The organism is Paenibacillus sp. Dod16 (genome assembly GCF_049893405.1).
Classification (GTDB): domain Bacteria; phylum Bacillota; class Bacilli; order Paenibacillales; family Paenibacillaceae; genus Paenibacillus_AQ.
Window position 1 is genome coordinate 307676 of sequence record NZ_JBNDYG010000001.1, and the last position, 21700, is coordinate 329375.

General features: G+C 46.7%; 16 protein-coding genes. All 16 read left to right on the forward strand.

Features of this window, described 5'->3' with window-relative positions; translation table 11 throughout:
• Positions 1-119 precede the first annotated feature (119 nt).
• The gene (locus tag ACPV3A_RS01275; protein WP_426197943.1) at positions 120-1508 is read left to right on the forward strand and encodes a DUF2142 domain-containing protein; all 1389 of its coding nucleotides are present in this window, start codon (positions 120-122) and stop codon (positions 1506-1508) included.
• A gap of 125 nt (positions 1509-1633) precedes the next feature.
• The gene (locus ACPV3A_RS01280; RefSeq protein ID WP_426197944.1) at positions 1634-2335 is read left to right on the forward strand and encodes a glycosyltransferase family 2 protein; all 702 of its coding nucleotides are present in this window, start codon (positions 1634-1636) and stop codon (positions 2333-2335) included.
• 9 nt (positions 2336-2344) lie between these two features.
• Entirely contained in the window at positions 2345-2734 is a 390-nt protein-coding gene (locus tag ACPV3A_RS01285) for a DUF2304 domain-containing protein (RefSeq protein ID WP_426197945.1), read from the forward strand.
• The gene (locus ACPV3A_RS01290) at positions 2721-3086 is read left to right on the forward strand and encodes an EamA family transporter (protein WP_426197946.1); all 366 of its coding nucleotides are present in this window, start codon (positions 2721-2723) and stop codon (positions 3084-3086) included. The genes ACPV3A_RS01285 and ACPV3A_RS01290 overlap by 14 nt, the downstream gene beginning before the upstream one ends.
• 23 nt (positions 3087-3109) lie before the next feature.
• Complete coding sequence (locus ACPV3A_RS01295; RefSeq protein WP_426197947.1) at positions 3110-3853, forward strand: sugar phosphate nucleotidyltransferase; 744 nt, start codon at positions 3110-3112, stop codon at positions 3851-3853.
• A 21-nt stretch (positions 3854-3874) separates the two neighbouring features.
• Positions 3875-4423, forward strand: a complete 549-nt coding sequence (gene rfbC, locus ACPV3A_RS01300) for a dTDP-4-dehydrorhamnose 3,5-epimerase (protein ID WP_426197948.1) — start codon at positions 3875-3877, stop codon at positions 4421-4423.
• Positions 4424-4435: 12 nt separating this feature from the next.
• On the forward strand, positions 4436-5458 hold the full coding sequence (gene rfbB, locus ACPV3A_RS01305; protein ID WP_426197949.1) for a dTDP-glucose 4,6-dehydratase: 1023 nt from the start codon (positions 4436-4438) through the stop codon (positions 5456-5458).
• A complete protein-coding gene (rfbD, locus tag ACPV3A_RS01310; RefSeq protein WP_426197950.1) occupies positions 5455-6339 on the forward strand; it encodes a dTDP-4-dehydrorhamnose reductase in 885 nt (294 codons plus the stop codon). Before rfbB ends, rfbD begins: the two co-directional genes overlap by 4 nt.
• Before the next feature lie 129 nt (positions 6340-6468).
• Positions 6469-7398, forward strand: a complete 930-nt coding sequence (locus ACPV3A_RS01315; RefSeq protein WP_426197951.1) for a glycosyltransferase family 2 protein — start codon at positions 6469-6471, stop codon at positions 7396-7398.
• Between the two features lie 109 nt (positions 7399-7507).
• Positions 7508-8419, forward strand: coding sequence for a glycosyltransferase family 2 protein (locus ACPV3A_RS01320; RefSeq protein ID WP_426197952.1), 912 nt, complete (start codon positions 7508-7510; stop codon positions 8417-8419).
• Entirely contained in the window at positions 8416-9816 is a 1401-nt protein-coding gene (locus ACPV3A_RS01325) for an undecaprenyl-phosphate glucose phosphotransferase (RefSeq protein WP_426197953.1), read from the forward strand. The genes ACPV3A_RS01320 and ACPV3A_RS01325 overlap by 4 nt, the downstream gene beginning before the upstream one ends.
• Before the next feature lie 118 nt (positions 9817-9934).
• Entirely contained in the window at positions 9935-10807 is an 873-nt protein-coding gene (locus tag ACPV3A_RS01330; RefSeq protein ID WP_426197954.1) for a phosphatidylinositol-specific phospholipase C/glycerophosphodiester phosphodiesterase family protein, read from the forward strand.
• A gap of 422 nt (positions 10808-11229) precedes the next feature.
• Positions 11230-11919, forward strand: coding sequence for a heptaprenylglyceryl phosphate synthase (locus tag ACPV3A_RS01335; RefSeq protein WP_426197955.1), 690 nt, complete (start codon positions 11230-11232; stop codon positions 11917-11919).
• Between the two features lie 314 nt (positions 11920-12233).
• Positions 12234-14564: a DNA helicase PcrA gene (gene pcrA, locus ACPV3A_RS01340; protein WP_426197956.1), complete on the forward strand. Its 2331-nt coding sequence runs from the start codon at positions 12234-12236 to the stop codon at positions 14562-14564.
• Between the two features lie 138 nt (positions 14565-14702).
• Positions 14703-16718: an NAD-dependent DNA ligase LigA gene (ligA, locus tag ACPV3A_RS01345; protein ID WP_426197957.1), complete on the forward strand. Its 2016-nt coding sequence runs from the start codon at positions 14703-14705 to the stop codon at positions 16716-16718.
• 361 nt (positions 16719-17079) lie between these two features.
• A complete protein-coding gene (locus ACPV3A_RS01350; protein WP_426197958.1) occupies positions 17080-21579 on the forward strand; it encodes a S8 family serine peptidase in 4500 nt (1499 codons plus the stop codon).
• The last annotated feature ends 121 nt before the right edge of the window (positions 21580-21700 follow it).

Here is a 21700-nt window from a genome sequence, read left to right on the forward strand (position 1 = left end):
GGCTGACATGATAAATTAGTGAGCAATTTGAACATTTCCCTCGCTTCTTTAGTGAGAATTCATGTTGAAACTACTTAAAAAAATAACATTGAGATGTTGAAGTCAAGGCGGGGTATTTAGTGAAGAAGAATTTTGCGCTCTGGATTATATTAACCATTATGCTGATAAAAGGGTTGGTTTGGACATTCATTATTCCCCCCTTACAAAACCCTGATGAGCCTGTACATTTTGCATATGTCCAATTTATGGGTGAAGAAAACAGGATGCCTATCCAAACATCTGAACAATCTTTTTCTCATGAGCTAAACTTGTTTACAATGGCTGTTAAACTTAATGAAGTTGCCTTCAAGCCAGAGTCAAAGTATAGCACCAATCAACCTATTTATGACATGCTCTCAAAGCCTGAAAACAATAACCCGTTACAACGTGTTTCTGATGGAAGTAATCTTGCCGCAGGGTATCCGCCAGGTTATTACTTTTTCGCATCCTTATTTTACAAATTGGGATATGAAACCACAATAATTTTTCGGTTTTATGCTGTTAGAATATTTTCAGTATTGTTAAGTTTGGTCGCTGTTACATTGGCGTATTTCGCTGGGAAAAAAATGGAGCCAAACTCAAATTTTTTAGCTTCGGTTTTAGCAATTACAACGGGCATGCACCCGATGTTTTCAATGATTGGTTCAGCGGTAAACAATGATATTATGATGGATGTTGTTTCTATAGCCCTTTTGCTTTGGCTGTTTACTATATCAACAGGATCTATTAGTAAAAAAACACTTATCATCGGTGGTTTACTTTGTGGATTTGGTTTGATTATTAAAGCTCATATGGTATACGTTTGTGGATTTATTTTATTCTCAGCTCTCTTAATTTTCATAAAAAAATACGGAATTAAATTTACACTGCGTTCTGCTGTGATTGTTTCTGTGCCGATGCTTATTTTATACCTTCCATGGGCCTTCTTTAGTTTGAGACACTATGGTTCTTTCACTGGTGGCGTATCAATGCAACCACAAGGTGATGTGTCACTTGGTTTGAAATGGTATTTTCAAAATGCCTTTTTAAATGAAGCAGGCAGGAATAGATTCTTCGATTTATGGATACGGACATATTGGGCTAAATTTGGGTGGTTAGATACTCGATTCAATTCGATTTTGATTTATAAATTGGTTGCTCTAATAGTGATTACGGGATTAACTGGGGCAGTGTATGGCATAATTCGCAGAAGAGAAAATTATAAAATAGTTTTGTTTTGTTTGCTTTTTTCTATAGGGAATGTATTGTTTTTATATCTAGTAGAGATTATTTATTTCAGTGAATACCATAATTTCATGCTTCAAGGGCGATATTTGTTCACTTCTCTTGTTCCAATTAATTTAGTATTGATTTATGGATTCAAATACATTTTCCAGAAACATACAAACTACGTTTATTATTCGGCTGCATTCTTAATGATTTTATTTAATTTAATGTCAATTAGCCTTATATATAGTCGGTATTATTAGAAGTAATGTCACTTAATATCAATGATTCTTTACGCTTACTCGTCTGGATTTCAGGAATATGTAACTAGCATTACAAAATTAGTGGATTATTTATATATAAAGTGAAAGGGAGGGATAACAAAAAAATGAGGATATTGGTAATAATACCAGCCTTTAATGAGGGAGGAAATATCGAAACAACCCTCCAAAAGATAAATAGTATTTATAATACTGATCTAGATATTCTTGTGATTAATGATTGTTCTACTGATAATACCTCTCAAATATGTAGAAACTATAATGTGCATTTGATAGATCTACCATGCAATCTAGGAATTGGTGGCGCTGTACAGACAGGATATAAATTCGCTCTGAATAATAATTATGATATTGCTATTCAACTAGATGGGGATGGCCAACATAATCCAATTTATATCGAAAATCTCGTTAGTCCAATTCTTAGGGGGGAGGCTAACTTAGTTATTGGTTCAAGATATATTAATAAAAAAGGATTTCAATCTACAACAATGAGAAGATTGGGAATTCGCTATTTTTCTAAACTTTTAAAGATGCTTACTGGACAATTGATTACTGATCCAACATCTGGATTCAGAGCATGTGATAGGCGGGTTATCCAACTATTCTCCAAAAGATATCCAACTGATTATCCTGAACCTGAATCTATTATGTTCTTGAAACGTAATAATTTTAAGATTACAGAGATTCCTGTAATGATGGAACCGAGGTTACAAGGTGAATCATCCATTACTTCTTTGAAATCCGTATATTACATGACTAAAGTATCACTAGCTATACTTATAGATCGAATGAGAAAGCAAGTTTCTTAAGGAGGAACTATGATCTCGTTTAAATTACAAGTAATATTAATAGCTTCTTCGCTACTTTGCGTAGTTTTACTAATAAACCTTCTGAGAAGATACAGACTAGAATTAAAATATTCTATTCTTTGGATCGCTGTTGTAGTGTTATTATTCATATTATCCATATTCCCTAAAGTTTTTGACTTTTTCTCTGAATTGCTTGGAATAGAACTACCGGTAAACACATTATTTTTGTTCTCAATTTTTGGTTTGATATGTATTTCCTTTTCTGCAACATTGGAAATCTCTAAAGCCAATAACAAAATTAAAGATCTAACTCAAGAAATTGGAATTATGAAGAGAAATGTAGAAATGTTATCTGTACAATTAAAGTTGAAGAGCGAGGATAGGGATGTTAAAAAATAGCGTTGCATTCAGTTATCTTTTGTTAGGATTAAATGTAATTATGTTATCCGGAGGTCAAATACTCTTCAAAGTTGGTTTAGAAAGAATGGGAGGAGTAAGCCTTGCGCAATCCTGGAAAGCAATTTTTAATCCGATAATATTCTCTGGTCTTATGCTTTATGTGATAGCTACTTTAATATGGTTTGTTGTTTTGTCGAGAATTCCTTTAAGCATAGCCTATCCAACACAATCCATAGCCTATATTCTTGGTATCTTTGCTGCTGTATATATGTTTAATGAACCAGTATCATTAATGAAGTGGATAGGAGCTTCACTTATACTGATTGGTGTTATTTTCATAGCCACAAATTAATAATCAATTAGGAGGTATTCTAAATGAAAGGTATAATACTAGCTGGCGGTACTGGCTCACGCTTGTATCCTTTAACTAAAGTAACTAATAAACATCTACTTCCCGTTGGAAAATACCCGATGATCTTTCATGCTGTACATAAGTTGAAACAAGCGGATGTACAGGATATTTTAATCGTAACAGGGAAGGAACATATGGGTGATGTTGTAAATCTTTTAGGAAGCGGTAGTGATATGGGAGTTACCTTTACTTATAAAGTTCAGGATGAAGCAGGCGGGATCGCTCAAGCATTGGATCTTGCTGAAAGCTTTGTTGGAATTGATCAAATGGTTGTCATCCTTGGTGACAATGTTTTTGAAGACGATCTATCACCATTCGTTCGGAATTTTAGAGAGCAGCAACATGGAGCCAAAATTTTAATTCAGAAAGTAGAAGACCCTAAACGATTTGGTGTACCTGAGCTTCAAGGTGATAGAATTATTTCAATTGAAGAAAAACCATCTAATCCGAAATCTAATTATGCAGTTACTGGTATTTATATGTTCGATCATCACGTTTTTGATATTGTTAAAACACTAAAGCCTTCGGCACGCGGAGAGCTTGAGATCACAGATGTTAACAATGCATATATTGCAAGAGGTGAGCTCTCCTATGATGTTTTAAACGGATGGTGGACAGATGCTGGAACACACTCCTCTCTTGCAAGAGCAAATGAGTTGGCACATAATCTAATATTTACCGAGGAATTTGGCAAGTTTAAAGTCTAGTAGCTGGTAGGAGGTAGAGATATGAATATTATTCGCTTATCCTTAAACGAAGCTTTGGTGATTGAACCAAAGGTCCACGGTGACAGCCGTGGCTTCTTCATGGAGAGTTACAATGAATCATTATTTAAGCAGAATGGCATTACCTATAACTTCATCCAAGACAACCAATCTTTATCCGCTGAGGCTGGAGTTCTGCGTGGTCTTCATTATCAGCTCAACCCTAAGGCTCAAACCAAACTCATACGTGTCCTAACAGGTGCTATTTACGATGTGATCGTAGATATTAGAAAAAGCTCTCCTACCTTTGGTCAGTGGGTCGGTATCATTTTGAGCGAGCATAACCTTCGTCAGCTGCTAGTACCTAAAGGCTTTGCTCATGGTTTTTGTACTCTTGTACCTAATACCCAGGTCCTCTATAAAGTGGACGAATATTATTCCCCCGAGAATGACCGCGGCATATTATGGAATGATCCGGCTTTGGGGATTGATTGGCCAACGTCGAATCCGATTTTATCGGACAAAGACCAGCGGCACCCGCTGCTGAAAGACGCAGAGATGAATTTTGACTAGGGGGCAGTGAGGATGAAACTTCTTGTTACCGGCGGCGCCGGTTTTATCGGCAGTAACTTTATTTTATATATGATTCAGCAGCATCCGAATTACCAGATCATTAACATGGATACACTTACGTATGCAGGCAACCTTGAAAACTTAAAATCCGTTCAACACCACCCTAACTACTCATTCGTCCAAGCAGATATTGCTGACAAAACAGCAGTAGATGTAGTTTTCCAAAAAGGCATCGATGTGGTTGTTAATTTCGCGGCAGAGTCACACGTAGATCGCAGTATTCTGGAACCGGAAATCTTTGTGAATACCAATGTCATGGGGACACAGGTTCTTCTGGATGCAGCCAAAAATTATGGTGTGACCAAATTTGTTCAAGTTTCCACGGATGAAGTATATGGGTCCTTGGGCGAAACAGGTTTGTTCTCTGAAACGACGCCACTAGCACCGAATAGCCCGTATTCTGCCAGCAAAGCAGGCGGGGATATGCTCGTAAGAGCTTACCATGAGACCTTTGGTCTCCCGGTTAACATTACCCGCTGCTCGAACAATTACGGTCCATACCAATTCCCTGAGAAGCTGATCCCACTGATTATTTCTCGTGCCCTAAATGATGAATCCCTGCCTGTCTACGGCGATGGCCTCAATATCCGTGATTGGCTGTATGTCGAGGATCATTGCAGTGCGATCGATCTGGTTATTCATCAGGGGAAAATAGGTGAGGTTTATAATATAGGGGGCAACAATGAGCGGACAAATCTGCATATTGTACAAACAATCCTGAGAGAGCTTGGCAAACCAGAGTCACTGATTACTTACGTGGCAGACCGTCCAGGCCACGACCGCCGTTATGGCATTGATCCTACAAAAATTATGAATGAGCTGGGCTGGAAGCCAAAGCATAATTTCGAGACGGGTATTAAGGAAACGATTCAGTGGTTTTTGAACCATAAGGATTGGTGGACGCGTATCCAGTCCGGAGCTTATCGGGATTATATGACCCAGCAGTACGGCAATCGGTTGGGTGAAATTAAATGAAGGTACTTGTAACCGGGGCAAACGGACAGTTAGGGCGGGATGTAATACATGTACTAGCTGATGCTGGACATGAGGTTGTCGGCTGCGGACGAGCTGAGCTAGATATTACGAACTTGGAGCAATGCCGACAGGTAATTTCTTCTCATAATCCGGATGTCATCATTCATTGTGCGGCTTATACGGCTGTGGATGCAGCCGAAAGCGATACGGACGGTGCTTATCTTGTGAATGCCACAGGTACGCGTAATATTGCTGTATCCGCCGAAAAGATGGGTACCACCGTAGTTTATATCAGTACGGATTATGTTTTTAATGGTACTAGTGAGATGGCTTATGTTGAGTATGACGACACCGACCCGCAAACGATTTATGGCCGCTCCAAGCTGGCAGGCGAGCAAATGATTCGGGACTTCTGCTCTAAGTGGTTTATCGTGAGAACTTCTTGGGTATTTGGTCTTCACGGGAATAATTTTGTAAAGACGATGCTCCGTCTAGGTCAGGAAAAACCGTTATTAAAGGTGGTTAACGATCAAAAGGGTTCCCCCACCTACACGATAGATCTGGCACAGTTCTTGATAAACCTCATCTCCACAGAAAAATACGGTTTATATCATACCTCCAACAGCGGCTCTTGTACATGGTATGAATTCACAGAGGCCATTTTTGAAGAAGCCCGTGAACAATTGGGACTAGAGATAACGGCTGAATTGCAACCTTGCACGACGGCAGAGTTTCCACGGCCCGCTCCGCGTCCAGCTAATTCAACGATGGATCATCTGGCTATCCGCCTAAACCAACTACAAGATTTACCGCATTGGCGTGAAGGGCTGAAGCAGTTTATGCTGGATATGAAGCAGCACCCTGAACTATACTTAAAGTGAATACAGCGATGTAAGAGACCTGATCTGTAAGATCAGGTTTTTTTATTAGCCTTTTCCCCTAAAACATTCATAGATCTAAATGAACTACTCAAAGTATGAAGCCAATGTGTTTCCGGAGGTTCTCCCATTATGATTAAAGTGCAAGTATTGCTATCCACCTATAACGGTGAACAGTATATATCCGAACAAATCCAGAGCATTCTTAACCAGACGCATCCCTTCATCTCGATTTTGATACGAGACGATGGATCCACGGATCAAACAATTCAAGTTCTCGAACAATTAATCAAGTTACATCCAGACAAGATCAAGCTCATAAAAGGAACGAATGTTGGCGTTGTGTCCAGCTTCTTTGAACTGCTGCGTGCTGCAGACCCTGAAGCTGATTATTACTGTTTTTGCGACCAGGATGACGTGTGGTTTGATCATAAGGTAGAGCATGCAATAGTCCGTCTAGATTCCTCTATATATACGGAAGTGCCGGCGATGGTATTTACATCGACCTATCTTACGGATGCCGAGTTAAACCGGAAAGGTACTTGGCCGAAGCTTCCTGCTCAGGAGCCTTCTTTCTTCAATGCGTTGTACGAAAATATTGCCATTGGCGCGACCATCACGATGAATCGATCAGCAAGAAACCTGTTTATAAATAGTAAGTCGGTGGACAGTCAAAAGGTTCTTATGCACGATTGGTGGTTCTACCTGCTCGTTTCCGCATTTGGAACCGTAATCTACGATAACAAGCCATCCATGTTATACCGTCAGCACAATAATAATGTGGTAGGGGGCAGCAACTCCATCGTGGGTAAGTTGAAGAGCAAATGGGCCAGTTTTAAAAGACATACAGGCAAAGACTTGCTGCATAAGCAAGCGAGTGAATTTGATCGAATCTATGGGTCGCGATTGACTGGAGAACTGAAAGAACAGCTGAAGTTATTTCTCGCATCTCGCACAAGATTCATTGATAGATTACATTATGCGCGCAAGAGCAAATTGTACAGACAATCCAAGGCAGAGAGTTTGTTGTTCAAGTTTTTTATTTTGATCGGGTTTATATGAGGTTGAATGAAATAGAGTAGAGCTAACTTATTCCTTGATATTCCTTCTTTCCCCATGAACTATGCTATAATGTCGATAGATTACTATATTTGTCAGGAGACGTTATGCAATGGATTTAAGCATTTTAATCGTGAACTACAATACTTGTCAGCTGACGGTGGACTGTTTGCGATCCGTGTTTGCATCAGAGACGGAGTATACATATGAAGTCATTTTGATAGATAACAACTCGAAGGACGAGTCGGTTCAGACCATTCGGGAGTTATTCCCGCAGGTCAAGTTGATCGAGAACACGGAGAATACCGGCTTTGCCAAAGCCAACAATCAGGGGATGGAAGTGGCGGAAGGCCGCTATATGCTGCTGCTAAATTCCGACACGATTATCCAGCAGGATACGATCCAGACGATGGTCGCTTTTATGGACTATAATCCGATCATCGGTGCCTCCGGCTGTAAAATCGTCCTCCCGGACGGTTCGCTGGATAAGGCCTGCAAAAGAGGATTCCCAACTCCTTCAGCTTCTTTTTACTATGCTTTTGGGCTCAGCAAGCTGTTCCCGAACAAGCCGGAGTTCAACCAGTATCAGTTGGGGTATTTGAATCCGGACGTCGAGTACCCGGTGGATTGTTTGGTTGGTGCGTTCATGCTGGTACGCAGCGAGACGATCGAGCAGGTTGGGGGATTGGATGAAACGTTCTTTATGTACGGGGAAGATATTGACTGGTGTTACCGCATCAAGCAGGCGGGATGGGGAATTCACTATTATCCTCGGACCACGATCATCCATTATAAAGGCGGCAGCGCCCGGCGCAGGCCGTTCAAGATCATTTATGAGTTCCACCGGGCGATGATACTTTTTCATCGGAAGCATTACCGGCAGAAATACAACATATTCGTTAATGGAGCCGTCTATGCAGGCGTGGGTTTAAAATTGCTCCTATCCTTGCTTATGAACCGGCTTAAGCCTATTCGTCCAGCAACGATAACGCAATCTTCAGGTGGAGTGGAGGTGAAATCATGATTCGCCAAAATCAGGGGTTTTTGACCAAATTGTATATGATTACCGATTTTGCTTTTATCCAACTGGCATTCTTGTTTGCATGGTGGATCAAGTTTGAGAGCGGTTGGTTTCCGTACGAAGAACCGCTCCCTCTTGAAACCTATACTTTGTGGAGTCTAGTTTATGGTGCAGTAGCCTTGGCTGTCGGCATCATGATTTCCTTATACTCGCCGAAGCGGAAAAAGCGCTTTGCCGACGAGTTTTTGAAAATCTTCCAGATGCATTTCATCGGGATGTTTATCCTTCTCAGCTTAATGTTCTTTGTGAAGGAAGTGAATATCTCTCGGTGGTATCTCGCCATCTACATGATTCTCAATGTAGCCTTCATCATCCTATACCGTTATTTCCTAAAGAAATCCCTCAAGCATTTTCGGGAAAAAGGCTACAATCGACAATTTGTGCTCATCGTGGGTGCAGGGTCACTGGGCAAGCGCTTCTTCAAAAATCTGAAGCAATACCCGGAGCTTGGCTATGAAGTCATCGGTTTCCTGGATGATTACCAGCAGTGGGACGACATCGAGGCGAGACGGCTTAAACCTATTCTCGGTTCTGTTAGCGATTTACATAAGGTGCTAAACGAAAAGCTCGTCGATGAGGTCGTACTAGCACTTCCACTAGATGCGCACCACAAATACCCGGAGATCATTGCTGCTTGTGAAAAGGCCGGTGTTCGAACGCTGATCATCCCGGACTTTTTCGATTACCTCCCGGCACGGCCGGTGTTTGATAACTTCGCGGGGATGCCGATGATCAATGTGCGTGATATTCCGCTGGATCTAGCAGCAAACCGACTGTTCAAACGAGCATTTGATATTGTATTCTCCTTAGTCGCGATTACCCTGACCCTGCCGGTGATGATCGGGATTTACCTGGGTATTCGTTTGACTTCTCGGGGCCCCGTCATTTTCAAGCAGGAGCGGGTGGGGTTGAACCGCCGGAACTTTTATATGTATAAATTCCGTTCCATGAAGCCGCTCCCGGAGGGGGCGCCGGATACGGGCTGGACCGTGGAAAATGATCCACGCCGCACCAAGTTCGGCTCTTTTCTTCGAAAGACCAGTCTGGATGAGCTGCCGCAATTCTTCAATGTCCTGTTCGGACATATGAGTGTGGTTGGCCCAAGACCTGAGCGACCTTATTATGTTGAACAGTTCAAAGAGGAGATTCCGAAGTACATGGTGAAACACCACGTACGCCCGGGCATCACGGGGTGGGCGCAGAGCAATGGTCTGCGTGGAGACACTTCGATTGAGGAACGGATCAAGCACGATATTTTCTACATCGAGAATTGGTCCATTCTGTTTGATATCAAAATCATTCTGCGCACGATCCGCAACGGATTCAAGAACGCATACTGATTGTAATGGATGTAGACGTCATTTGGCAGCAGCCAAGTGGCGTTTTTTTGTTTGGCCGACCATGTAACCGGGTATTTACCTAGCAACAGCGATGAATGAAACAAAGGGTGGGGATACCATGAAACGGATCGTAGCTGTCCTTCTATTATTTTCCGCCATAATGATACTGCTTCTGACCCATCTTGAGATGGAGGAGGAAGCGCCACAAGGATTCACGGCCTATCGGCTGATCGCCCATGCCATGGGGAGCATAGGGGAACAGCCCTACACGAACGCTTACGAAGCCATGGTCGTTAACTACGAGAAAGGCACCCGGGTATTCGAGATTGATTTGATGCTGACGGAGGATCGCAAAGTCGTGGCCAGGCACGAGTGGACGGAGAGCATGACACAGCAGTTGGGTCAGAAGGAGAAGCTCCCGGACGATAAGCAGGCAGCGCGTCTGAGCCATGAGGAATTTATTAACACGCCGATTTTGGAGCAATACCAGCCGATGGATATTGAGGCCATTATGGATATGATGGAGCGTCATCCCGATATCTATATCGTGACGGATACGAAGGAGCAGGAGGATCAGGATATTCAGCACCTGTTCACGGAGATTGTAATTGCTGCTAATGAGAGGAACCCGGCACTTCTGGATCGGGTGGTCATCCAAATATATAATGAGCCGATGCTCGATATGGTCAGGGACATCTATCCGTTTAAGTCGATTATCTATACGCTGTATGCCACGCAGGATTCACCCGCCGAGATCACGGCCTTTGTGCAGGAAAACAGCATTGACGCCGTTACCATGCCGGAGTACAAGGTCAGTCCGAATTTTGTAGCCAAGCTGAAGCAAGCGGGTGCCGTGACCTATGTTCACACCATCAATGACACCACGACCGTGAACAATTATGAAAAATGGGGTGTGTATGGCGTTTACTCGGACCTGCTGACAGAGCCGGAGCTGGAGCAGAACAGTTTGAGATACACCATTAAAAAGTGACTCGTAAGAGGGTGCTTTTCATGGCTTATTTCATGTAGCACTGCCCGTCTATGGTATAGTTCATATATAGTGATGCTGAACATCGAAGTCCGTTGTCTCCAAAAGAGACGCGGGCTTTTTCTTGATATCAGAAGATATAAATTCGAAGCATGGCCTACTTGATATCACAGGAAACCACCATCTATATGTCTGGGATTGTGCGTCATGAGGTCTGGGATTGTACGTCGATTGACGCTCTTTTCTTAGCGAAGTATCAGTCTAATTCCCTTTCCAGCTGCGTAGTTCGTATGTCGGCTTAACCGATAAACCGCAATTACCAAAAAAATGTTCGTATTTTATGCGAACATAAATTGACTTGCTTACCGTGCTAGCATAGACTTATTTTAGTATAATAGTAACCCGTGAACGTGGAGGAATGACGCTTGAAAGAGATGATACAATCCTGGAGGCATGTGTTTAAGCTGGACCCCGACAAGGAGATCGATGACGAGACCCTTGATGCGGTATGTTTGTCAGGAACCGATGCCATTATGGTCGGAGGCTCAACCGGAGTCACTTATGAAAATACCGTGGATCTGCTGTCCCGAGTTCGGCGTTACGAGCTGCCTTGCGTGCAGGAAGTATCCGATCTGGAAGCCGTTGTACCCGGATTTGATCTATACATGGTTCCGATGGTCATGAATACGCAGGATCCGACCTGGATTATGGGCCGGCATCGCGAAGGTATCGAACGCTACGGGTATATGATCCCGTGGGATCTGGTTGTGACAGAGGGGTATATTGTGTTGCACGAGAATGCTGCAGTGGCGAAGCTGACCGGAGCAGAGACTTCAATTGAAGCGAGCGCTGTCGCCGCTTATGCCCAGATTGCGGACAAGCTGATGAATCTGCCGATTGTGTACCTGGAATACAGTGGCGTATATGGGGATATGGAGACCGTTCGTACGGTTCGAAGATCGCTGGATAACGCCCGTTTATTCTACGGTGGTGGAATAACGAGCGCCCAGCAAGCGTCGGAGGCAGCTGCTATCTCAGATACGATCGTTGTTGGCAACGTTGTGTATGATCATCTGGAGCAGGCGCTCGAAACGGTCAAGGCCGTGAAGGGCTGACTTGTCTCTGTTATAAGATGTTAATAAGATCTGCCCCAAAATATAGAGGCGCGTTAAGCCAGCTCAGGCTCTATAATAGTGTGTTTTCTCCATCCACCTTGTGACGGTTAAGTATACATTTATATAATATTTAATTTTATATTCCATTTAACCAAGCAAGCAGAACGCACCGTGTCTTAGACAGGCAGCATTCTATACGATTCATAATCTTTATTTTATCTATCAGCCAGACCCAAACTTTTTTCATCTTTTCACCTTTAACCTTTAACCAAGTTTCTCCCTTATCAAATCTACACCTATTAGGAGGCAATACTATGCATTCCATTGATATACACGACGCCGTCAGACGGCTGAATCCACAGCAGCGCCAGGCCGTCGAAGCAACCGACGGACCGCTGCTCATTATGGCAGGTGCCGGCTCCGGTAAGACGCGGGTACTGACACACCGGATCGCGTACCTGATCGCCACGCGCAAAGCTGCACCTTGGAGCATCCTGGCGATTACGTTTACGAATAAAGCAGCCCGTGAGATGCAGGAGCGGGTATCCAAGCTGGTCGGCCGGGAAGGCCAGGACATCTGGGTATCGACGTTCCACTCGATGTGCGTGCGGATTTTGCGTAGAGACATTGAACGGATTGGCTTTACATCGAATTTCAGTATTCTAGACTCGACCGATCAGCTGTCCGTAATCCGAAACGTGATGAAGCAGCACAACATCGATCCGAAGAAATTCGAGCCGAAGGCAATTCAAGCAGCTATGAGCGCGGCTAAGAATGAGCTGATCTCCCCGCAGCAGTATGAACAGAAGGCCGGAGACTATTTTGAAACCCTTGTTGCCAAGGTATATACGGAATACCAGAAGCGCTTGAAGAGCAACAATTCGCTCGATTTTGACGATCTGATCATGACCACGATCCAGCTGTTTAAGGAAGTGCCGGAGGTTCTCGACTTCTACCAGCGGAAGTTCCAGTACATTCACGTGGATGAGTATCAGGATACCAACCGGGCGCAGTACATGCTTTGCCGCATGTTGGCAGACAGCCATCACCGCATCTGCGTTGTCGGGGACAGCGATCAGTCGATCTACCGCTGGCGTGGCGCGGATATCACGAACATCCTGAATTTTGAGCAGGATTATCCCGAGGCGCGGACGATTCTGCTGGAGCAGAATTACCGTTCTACAGCGAATATTTTGAACGCTGCCAACAATGTGATTGGCCTGAACACAGGCCGCAAACCGAAGAATCTGTGGACCGAGCAGGGTGAAGGACCGAAGATCAAGGTGTTCCGCGGGGATACGGAGCATGATGAGGGGTATTTTGTTACCTCGGAAATTAGCAAGAGCGTTACCGCCGGCAAAAGCTATCAGGACCACGCGATTCTGTATCGGACCAATGCGCAGTCCCGGGTGATCGAGGAAATTCTGATCAAGTCGGATATTCCGTACCAGATCGTCGGGGGCATCAAGTTCTACGATCGCAAAGAGATTAAGGACCTGCTCGCTTACCTACGCCTGATCTCCAACCCGGACGACGATATCAGTTTAACGCGGATCATTAACGTGCCAAAAAGAAGCATCGGCGACACGACCGTCGCGAAGCTGGCTGCTGCAGCCGCGGAGCGGGGCATCTCGATTTTCCGCGTGCTGGAAATCGTGGACGACCTCGGCTTTGCCGGACGGACGCGTAATGCGCTGGTGGGCTTCTACGACATGATTGCCGCGCTCAGCCGAATGGTTGAGTTTCTGTCGGTCACCGAGCTTACGGAAAAAATACTGGAAATGTCCGAGTACCGGCTCGAGCTGCAAAACGAGAATACGATCGAATCCAGATCCCGCCTTGAGAACATCGACGAGTTCCTGTCGGTTACGCAAGAGTTCGAGAAGAACAACGAGGATAAATCGCTCATCTCCTTCCTCACGGATCTTGCGCTGATCGCGGACATCGACTCGATGAACGATGACGAAGAAGATCGTGACGACGCTGTCGTGCTGATGACCATGCACAGTGCCAAAGGTCTGGAGTTCCCGGTGGTGTTCATCATCGGCATGGAGGAAGGGGTATTCCCGCACAGCCGTGCTTTTATGGATAACGAGGAGCTGGAAGAGGAACGTCGACTTGCTTATGTGGGCATCACGCGCGCCGAGAAGCAGTTGTTCTTATCCTGTGCACGTATGCGTACCTTATTTGGCCGCACGACGGCGAACATGCCTTCGAGATTCCTGGAGGAAATCCCGGAAGAACTGAAGGAAGACACCCAGATGGCGCATGACCGATACCGCCGCGGCGGCGGTAGCAATGTGGGCGGATCTTACGCAGGACGCGGCTTCGGTGGAGGCGGAGGCAGCAACTTTGGCGGCGGCCGCAGCGTAGACCTCTCCCTCAGCGGATCGACCGCTTCCGCGCAAGCTGCGCCGAAGAGCCGGGTGACGATGACAACTGGTGCGTCATCCCGTCCGGCTGTGGCTTCGGGCAGTGGGGAATTTAAAGCCGGCGATAAAGTGGCCCATGGCAAATGGGGAACCGGTACGATCGTAGCGGTAAAAGGCAGTGGCAACGACATGGAATTGCAGATTGCATTCCCGGCGCCTGTGGGCGTGAAACGTCTGCTTGCTGGCTTCGCGCCGATTACGAAGGTGGAATAACCGAGGACGATGGTGGTTACTGCATATTAAGAGCAGGATGTTTGGACAACAATGTAATACAATGATTGAACAACAGTCCACATAAGTCACAACGCAACCTATAATGGCCTTATATTATTGAAGGAGGATTGCCCCTGCATGGATTTCAAGGAAAAGATGGAGAAGCTCATTGCGGAGCTGAACAATTACAATTACCATTACTACACGCTGGATCAGCCGCTTGTAAGCGACAAGGAATATGATGCCCTGTACGACCAGCTGGTAGCGCTGGAGGCCGAGACCGGAGTGACGCTTCCGGATTCTCCGACCCAGCGGGTGGGCGGGGAGATTCTGAAGGGTTTTGCCCCGCATCGCCATTTGGCTCCGTTATGGAGTCTCGATAAGGCTCAGAACATTGAGCAGCTCCGTACCTGGCATGATCGGGTGGTCAGGCTGGTCAATGACTATAATACGAAGAATCCCGGCAATCCTCTTAAGGCGCCTTGTTATGCACTGGAGCTGAAGTTTGACGGGCTCACGCTGAATCTGACCTATCAGGACGGCAAGCTGGTTCAGGCGTCGACACGGGGCAACGGTGTAGTTGGCGAAGGTATTTTGGCTCAGGTGAAAACCATCAAGTCGGTGCCGATGACAATCCCCTACAAGGCAGGTACGATTGAAGTACAGGGCGAAGGCATCATGAACCTGTCCGTGCTGGACAAATACAATCAAACTGCGGCCGAGCCGCTCAAGAACGCGCGCAATGCCGCCGCAGGGGCTCTCCGCAATCTAAATCCGAAGGTGACGGCCGAGCGTAAACTGAACGCTTACTTCTATAATGTAGGTTATTCGGATGGAATCACTTTTGCCGATCACAAGGAAATGATGGATTTCCTGCGCGAGAACCGGCTCAAGGTCAATCCGTACATTTTCTATTTCGAGCAGTTTGACGATGTAATGGAGCAATTGGCCGATATCGAGAAACGCCGTTCCGAGCTCGATTACCTCATTGACGGAGCGGTGGTGAAGGTGACCGATTTCCGCATCCGCGAGGCGCTCGGATATACCGATAAGTTCCCCCGCTGGGCAGTCGCTTATAAATTCGAAGCGGAAGAAACCACGACCGTGCTGCAGTCGGTAACCTGGAATGTGGGGCGGACCGGAAAAATCACGCCGTTAGCGCGTGTAGAGCCTGTTGAGCTTGCCGGGGTCACGGTGCAAAATTGTACGCTGAACAATATCGGGGATATTGAGCGCAAGAACCTCAAGTTCGCACTGGGCTCCCGAGTCTTCATTCGCCGTTCAAATGACGTTATTCCCGAGATCCTCGGCAAAGTAACGGAGGAGCAGGACGGAGAAGAGATCCTGTATCCGGAACAGTGTCCATCTTGCGGATTCCCGCTGGAGCAGCGCGGCGCTCACCTCTTCTGCAACAACAAGACGGGGTGCAAACCGCAAATCGTGGCCCGGATCACGCATTTTGCTTCCAGGGATGCCATGGACATTGAGACATTCAGCGACAAAACCGCGATCCAGTTATACGACGAACTGGGCGTGAGAGAACCGGCTGATCTTTACACCCTATCTTTTGATAGCTTGCTGAAGCTGGAGCGCTTCGGCGAGAAAAAAGCCCAGAACCTGCTGGATGCCATCGAGAAGAGCAAGGAGCGGGATCTTGCATCCTTCCTCTTTGCGCTGGGTATACCGAATACCGGCAAATCCACAACCAAAATGCTGGCCGATCACTATCGCGATCTGAACCGCGTGATGGCGGCGACCGCAGAAGAACTGGTCGAGCTGCCGGACGTGGGCGGCATCGTGGCCGAAAGCATCGCCGGATACTTCGCCGACCCGTTTGCCCAAGCAAGCATTCAGAAGATGCTCTCGCTGGGTGTCCAAGCGAAAGCGCCGGAAGCACCGAAGCCGGTCAGCACCGATTCCTATTTCAGCGGCAAAACGGTCGTGCTGACAGGCACCCTCCATCTGCTGACCCGCGAAGAGGCAACGGAACGCTTGGAAGCGCTCGGCGCCAAAGTCACCGGCAGCGTGTCCAAGAAAACTGACCTTCTCATTGCAGGTGAAAAAGCCGGCAGCAAGCTGGCGAAAGCCCAGCAGCTCGGCATCGACATCCTGGAGGATGAAGAAGAGTTCGTGCGATTGCTAGACGAATCATAATACCATCTGGTTATATCTTGCAGGATCAGTTGCAACTCCATGTGAACCGAGGCTATCGATAGCCTCGGTTTTTCTTTTCCCCCGGTTCCCTGACTTCTCCCTTACTTGTGGTGTAAGCTATATTTTCTATGAATCTATGACGTTTTCGATCATTCGCCAAAAGCTCCTAAACATTCGACTGAATTTAACAAAAGCATACAGAAAAGGATGAAGGAATCTAATTTTGGATTCTAGAATAATTTACCACGGGTCAGTCTTATGCGGAAAGGAGTGGATACCATCGTTAGGCAGCGCAGATATGCTGATGACATCCCAGACCCTAATGTGATTGGGAAATCTATCTTATGGGAGGGGCAAAGCCTTGAGTAAAAAGTTATGGTCCGCACTACTAAGTTTTGTATTAACGCTATCACTCGTTGCACCAGCGGCTGGGGCCGCTCCGTCTGAACGTCAGATCGAGCTGGACAATCAGCTCAGTGCCGATGAAGCTGGGCAGATAAAGGATATTCTGAAACAGCGAGCTAAGCTTGCCGAGTTTCCGGTACTTGATCAAAGCCTGCAGAGATCTGCCGGGGGTCCTACAAGAGTCATTGTAGAGCTGTCTACTGAGCCAGTGGCCTTAGCCAAAGGGCTTTCCTCTGTTCATGGTCAATCCTTTAGTTCTTCCGCAGAAGCGAAGGTTGAGGCACAGGTGCAATTGGAGCAGCAGACTTTTATACGCAGCCTGAGCACGAAGAATATAACGCACGAAATTTCGGAGCAATATAGTTACGCATTCAACGGGGTGTCCATGGAGATTGACGGCAGCAAGATTGAAGCGCTGCTTGATCTCCCTGGCGTTCTAGGCGTATATCCCGATCTGGAGGTAACGGTTGGACCGAAGGGCGAAGTGAATCCATACATGAAAGATACGGGGCCGTTCATCGGTGCGCCGGAAGTATGGGATCTCGGTTATACAGGTAAAGGCATTAAAGTAGGCGTTATCGATACGGGTATTGATTACGTACACCCTGTTTTGAAGGATGCTTATAAGGGTGGATATGATTTCGTAGACAATGATAACGATCCCTATGAGACCACCCCGCTCGACTGGGAGAATGACCCTTCCAATCCCCCACAGGTCGATGACAACGGCAGCACGTACTGGACGGATCACGGAACACATGTGGCGGGTACCATCGGAGCCCGTGATGTGGGCGAATATGGAGTTGCAGGCATTGCGCCGGATGCGGATATCTATGCGTATCGCGTTCTTGGGCCGTATGGAAGCGGCTATTCCAGCTGGGTACTGGGAGGTATTGACCGTTCCGTTCAGGACGGGATGGATGTAATCAACCTCTCGCTTGGCAATTCACGCAATGATCCGGACTATGTAACGTCCGTAGCACTCAACAATGCTGCGCTGGCTGGTGTCACGCCAGTCGTTGCTAGCGGCAATTCGGGGCCTAACCGCTGGACGGTTGGATCGCCGGGGGCAGCGGCTTTTCCGATTACGGTAGGAAACTCAACGGGTCCAAGTGACGAAATTGCGGCAACATCGCACTTTTTCACGGATGCGGAATTGCCCGGTGAGCCAATTGATAACAATGAGGGTCCGTTGGAGCTTGGAGCTGAGCCAACACAGCCCGTTACGCCTGAAGAGCAGACAGATGTAGGAGCGCAGGCAGATGAAGCCGCTGGGCCAACATCGACTGATGACACGGCTGCTATGGTTGAGGCGGAGCCTTCCGTCGATACGGAGCAAGATCTAGAGCCGGCTCAACCGACTGAAGGAGCCGGAGAGGAGCCGGTCACGGAAGAAGAGGCTGTTGAACCTGTCAAGGATAAGGAACTGCCTTCGGCAGACGATGCCGCTCCGATCACGGTGACAGATGCAACGTATAAGCTTGAATTAATGGCTTGGAATCTGGCCGAGGATCCGGAAGTAGTCCTGGATGGAGATTTCGAACTGGTTTATGCGGATCTGGGTAAGCCAGAGGATTTCACGGGTAAAGACGTAGCGGGCAAAATCGCATTGATTAAACGCGGCGAAATTGCTTTTGTCGAAAAAATTGCCAATGCTAAGGCGGCAGACGCGAAGGGTGTTATTGTGTTCAACCAGAACCCTGGACCTATCGGTGTGTTGCTTGGAGACAGTTTTGCCTTCATTCCAACCTTTAGTATGAGCAAAGAAGACGGCGATTATATCAAATCGCTGCTCGATGCCAACCCGAATATGAAAGTGAATTTTACGGATTTTATCAAAAACCGAACCGCAGGCGATGAAATCAATGATTCCAGCTCCCGCGGCCCGGCCAAAAAGACGCTGGACATCAAGCCTGACGTGGTTGCACCGGGAACAAGCATATTGTCATCCATTCCGGCGTACGGTAGGGACATTGCCGATGCAGATTACAGTCAGTCCTATGATCGCTTCACGGGCACCAGTATGGCATCCCCGCATGTGGCAGGGCTTGCAGCTCTCATTTTGGAGAAGCACAACGACTGGACTCCGTTCGACGTCAAAGTCGCACTGATGAATAACGCCAAAGTGCTGAATACCCAATCCTACGATGTAACGGATCAAGGAGCCGGGCGCGTACAAGCACTCAACACCATCCAGGCAGAGGCTCTGGTGAAGGTCTTGGACAAGACCTTATATCAGGAGAACGGAACAAGTAAAGAGCAGGATAATATTACGGGAAGCATCAACTTCGGTAATTTCACGGGCAAAGCGGCCAAGACTGTTCAGAAAAAAATAAAGGTAGAGAGTATTGGAAATGCGGGCGGAACTTTTAACGTGGAAATCAATAACACGCAAGTCACGCCTGGGGTAAGTGTTACAACCGATAAAAGCACCTTCACCCTCAACGGTCAAGAAGAGGTCACAATAACCATTCAAGTGCCGGAAGGGATAGAGGGCGTATCAGAACAACAAGGGTATATTACCTTTACGAATGGAGCCCACACCTATTCAGTTCCTTACGTTGCGTACTTTAACCTTGAGATCACAGGTGTGAAATATACAAAAGCCTACAGTGACAAAGAGAACTATTTACCGCATGTTCCGTTGACCGAGACTGGTGAATTGGGCAAGCTTAACCTGGCTTTCGAATTTTACAATCCGATGCAGATCGTCATTGTGGATTTGTATGACAGTCTTAATCCAGGAGCGGGTGTTGACGGCGACGGTATTATTGGCCAAATATTCGGAGGGGAAGCCTATTTTGATGCAAACACCTCGTTTACGATCGGCTGGAATGGGAAGTATGCCGATTATGAAACTGAGAAAGAGGTAGAGGTTCAGGATGGTCTATACTCGATCGAGCTTTTATCCCTGGATACCGATCTCGTAGTCCACTCGGATTATGCGACGATTCCTTTCTTTGTGAAGAGAGCGGCGCCTGAGATCAAAACCGAGCTGGATGTCAAAATCTCTGGCAAGAATAACCCTGCACTAACCGGCACGATCGATGACCTCTATGTAACGGCTGTTCCGGCTCTGTGGGATGAGTGGGCAATTGATTTTGATGTGAGCGAATGGCTGGATGCCAGCTATGTTATTAAAAGAGCTAACAAAACGGTCGCCAAGCAAGGTACCTTTGATGTTGAACAGAATGGTGCATTTAACATTGCGTTAGACGGATTATCTTCAGGCAACTATACCGTTGAGCTTTCCGTCAAAGACCGTCAAGGACTTCAAGGAACGGCTTCCGTATCTTTGCAGTTGACGGGCGCGCCTGGACCAGGCAACCCGGATCCAGGTAACCCAGGTGGCGGATCTGGAGGAGGCGGTGGAGGTTCGTCCTCCGGTGGGGGTTCCACGGGAACTCCGTCAACTCCAGCACCTGAAGTATCGGGGGATGCCAAAGTAACCACGAAGAAAAATTCAGATGGTACCGAGTCTGCAACGGCCGCTCTGTCTGAAGCAGCGGTTTCGGCAGGAATTACCGGAGACGGCAAAGAAGTGAAGCTGGACGTATCGAAGCTCGATTTCGGCAAATATAGCGATGTAGCTCTTACCCTCGGTAAGGCTGCCGTAGATAAATTGAAAGCATCCGACAAACCGCTTGTGATTGCGGGTAACGGATTTAGCCTGACGGTTTCTGCTGATGCCTTGGATGATTTCACTACGAGCAGCGGATTCAGTTTAGCGGTTTCCGTAGCTGCAAGCAAAGCAGGATCCGAAAATACATTGAACGCTGTATCCCCGATCGTTTCGATCAAACACGGGGACAAGTTCAAACACCCACTTCTGTTGACATTGAACTATGACCCAACAAAAGTGAAGGATGCGCGCAAGGTAGGTGCCTACATGCAGTCGGAAAAAGGAGACCTGCAATCCGCTGGATTGCTGCAATCGGCTGCGCGTGGATCGATCACGTTCCGTGTTAACGGTCCGGGTTCATATGTGGCGGCCGAGAACAACGTGACCTTTAACGACATCGTCAGCCACTGGGCTAAGGATGAGATCGAGGTTGCTGCCTCGCAGCATATCACGAACGGTACAGGTGCAGGCCGCTTCTCTCCAAACAATGCGGTGACCCGTGCCGAATTTGCGACACTGCTTGATCGTATTTTCGAAACAGGCATCGATTGGGAAACACGCAGCAAAGAAGCGGGAGCGAAGAATCCGCTGACCCGTGAGGATATGGTGGTCATGATTACGGAAGCGTTGAAGATTGATTCTGAAGCAGGCTCCTTGTCATTTAACGATACGAATCTGATTTCGGAGGAGGCACGCGCGGCCGTAGCCTTTGCTGTGAAGGAAGGTCTGGTGAAGGGAGTGAATGGCAACCGCTTCGGACCGGGTGAGACTTCCACTCGGGCTCAGGTATCCGTGATTGTGTACCGTTTGCTGGATTATCTGAACAAAATCTAATCTAGGATAGGCAAAGGCGGATTTTTAACTATGAAAGACTCGGCTGGCAGCAGCCGAGTCTTTTTCATTTTCTCCAAAGATCCCTCATACGGGGGATGTATATCTACCCAGGCAAAAGCTA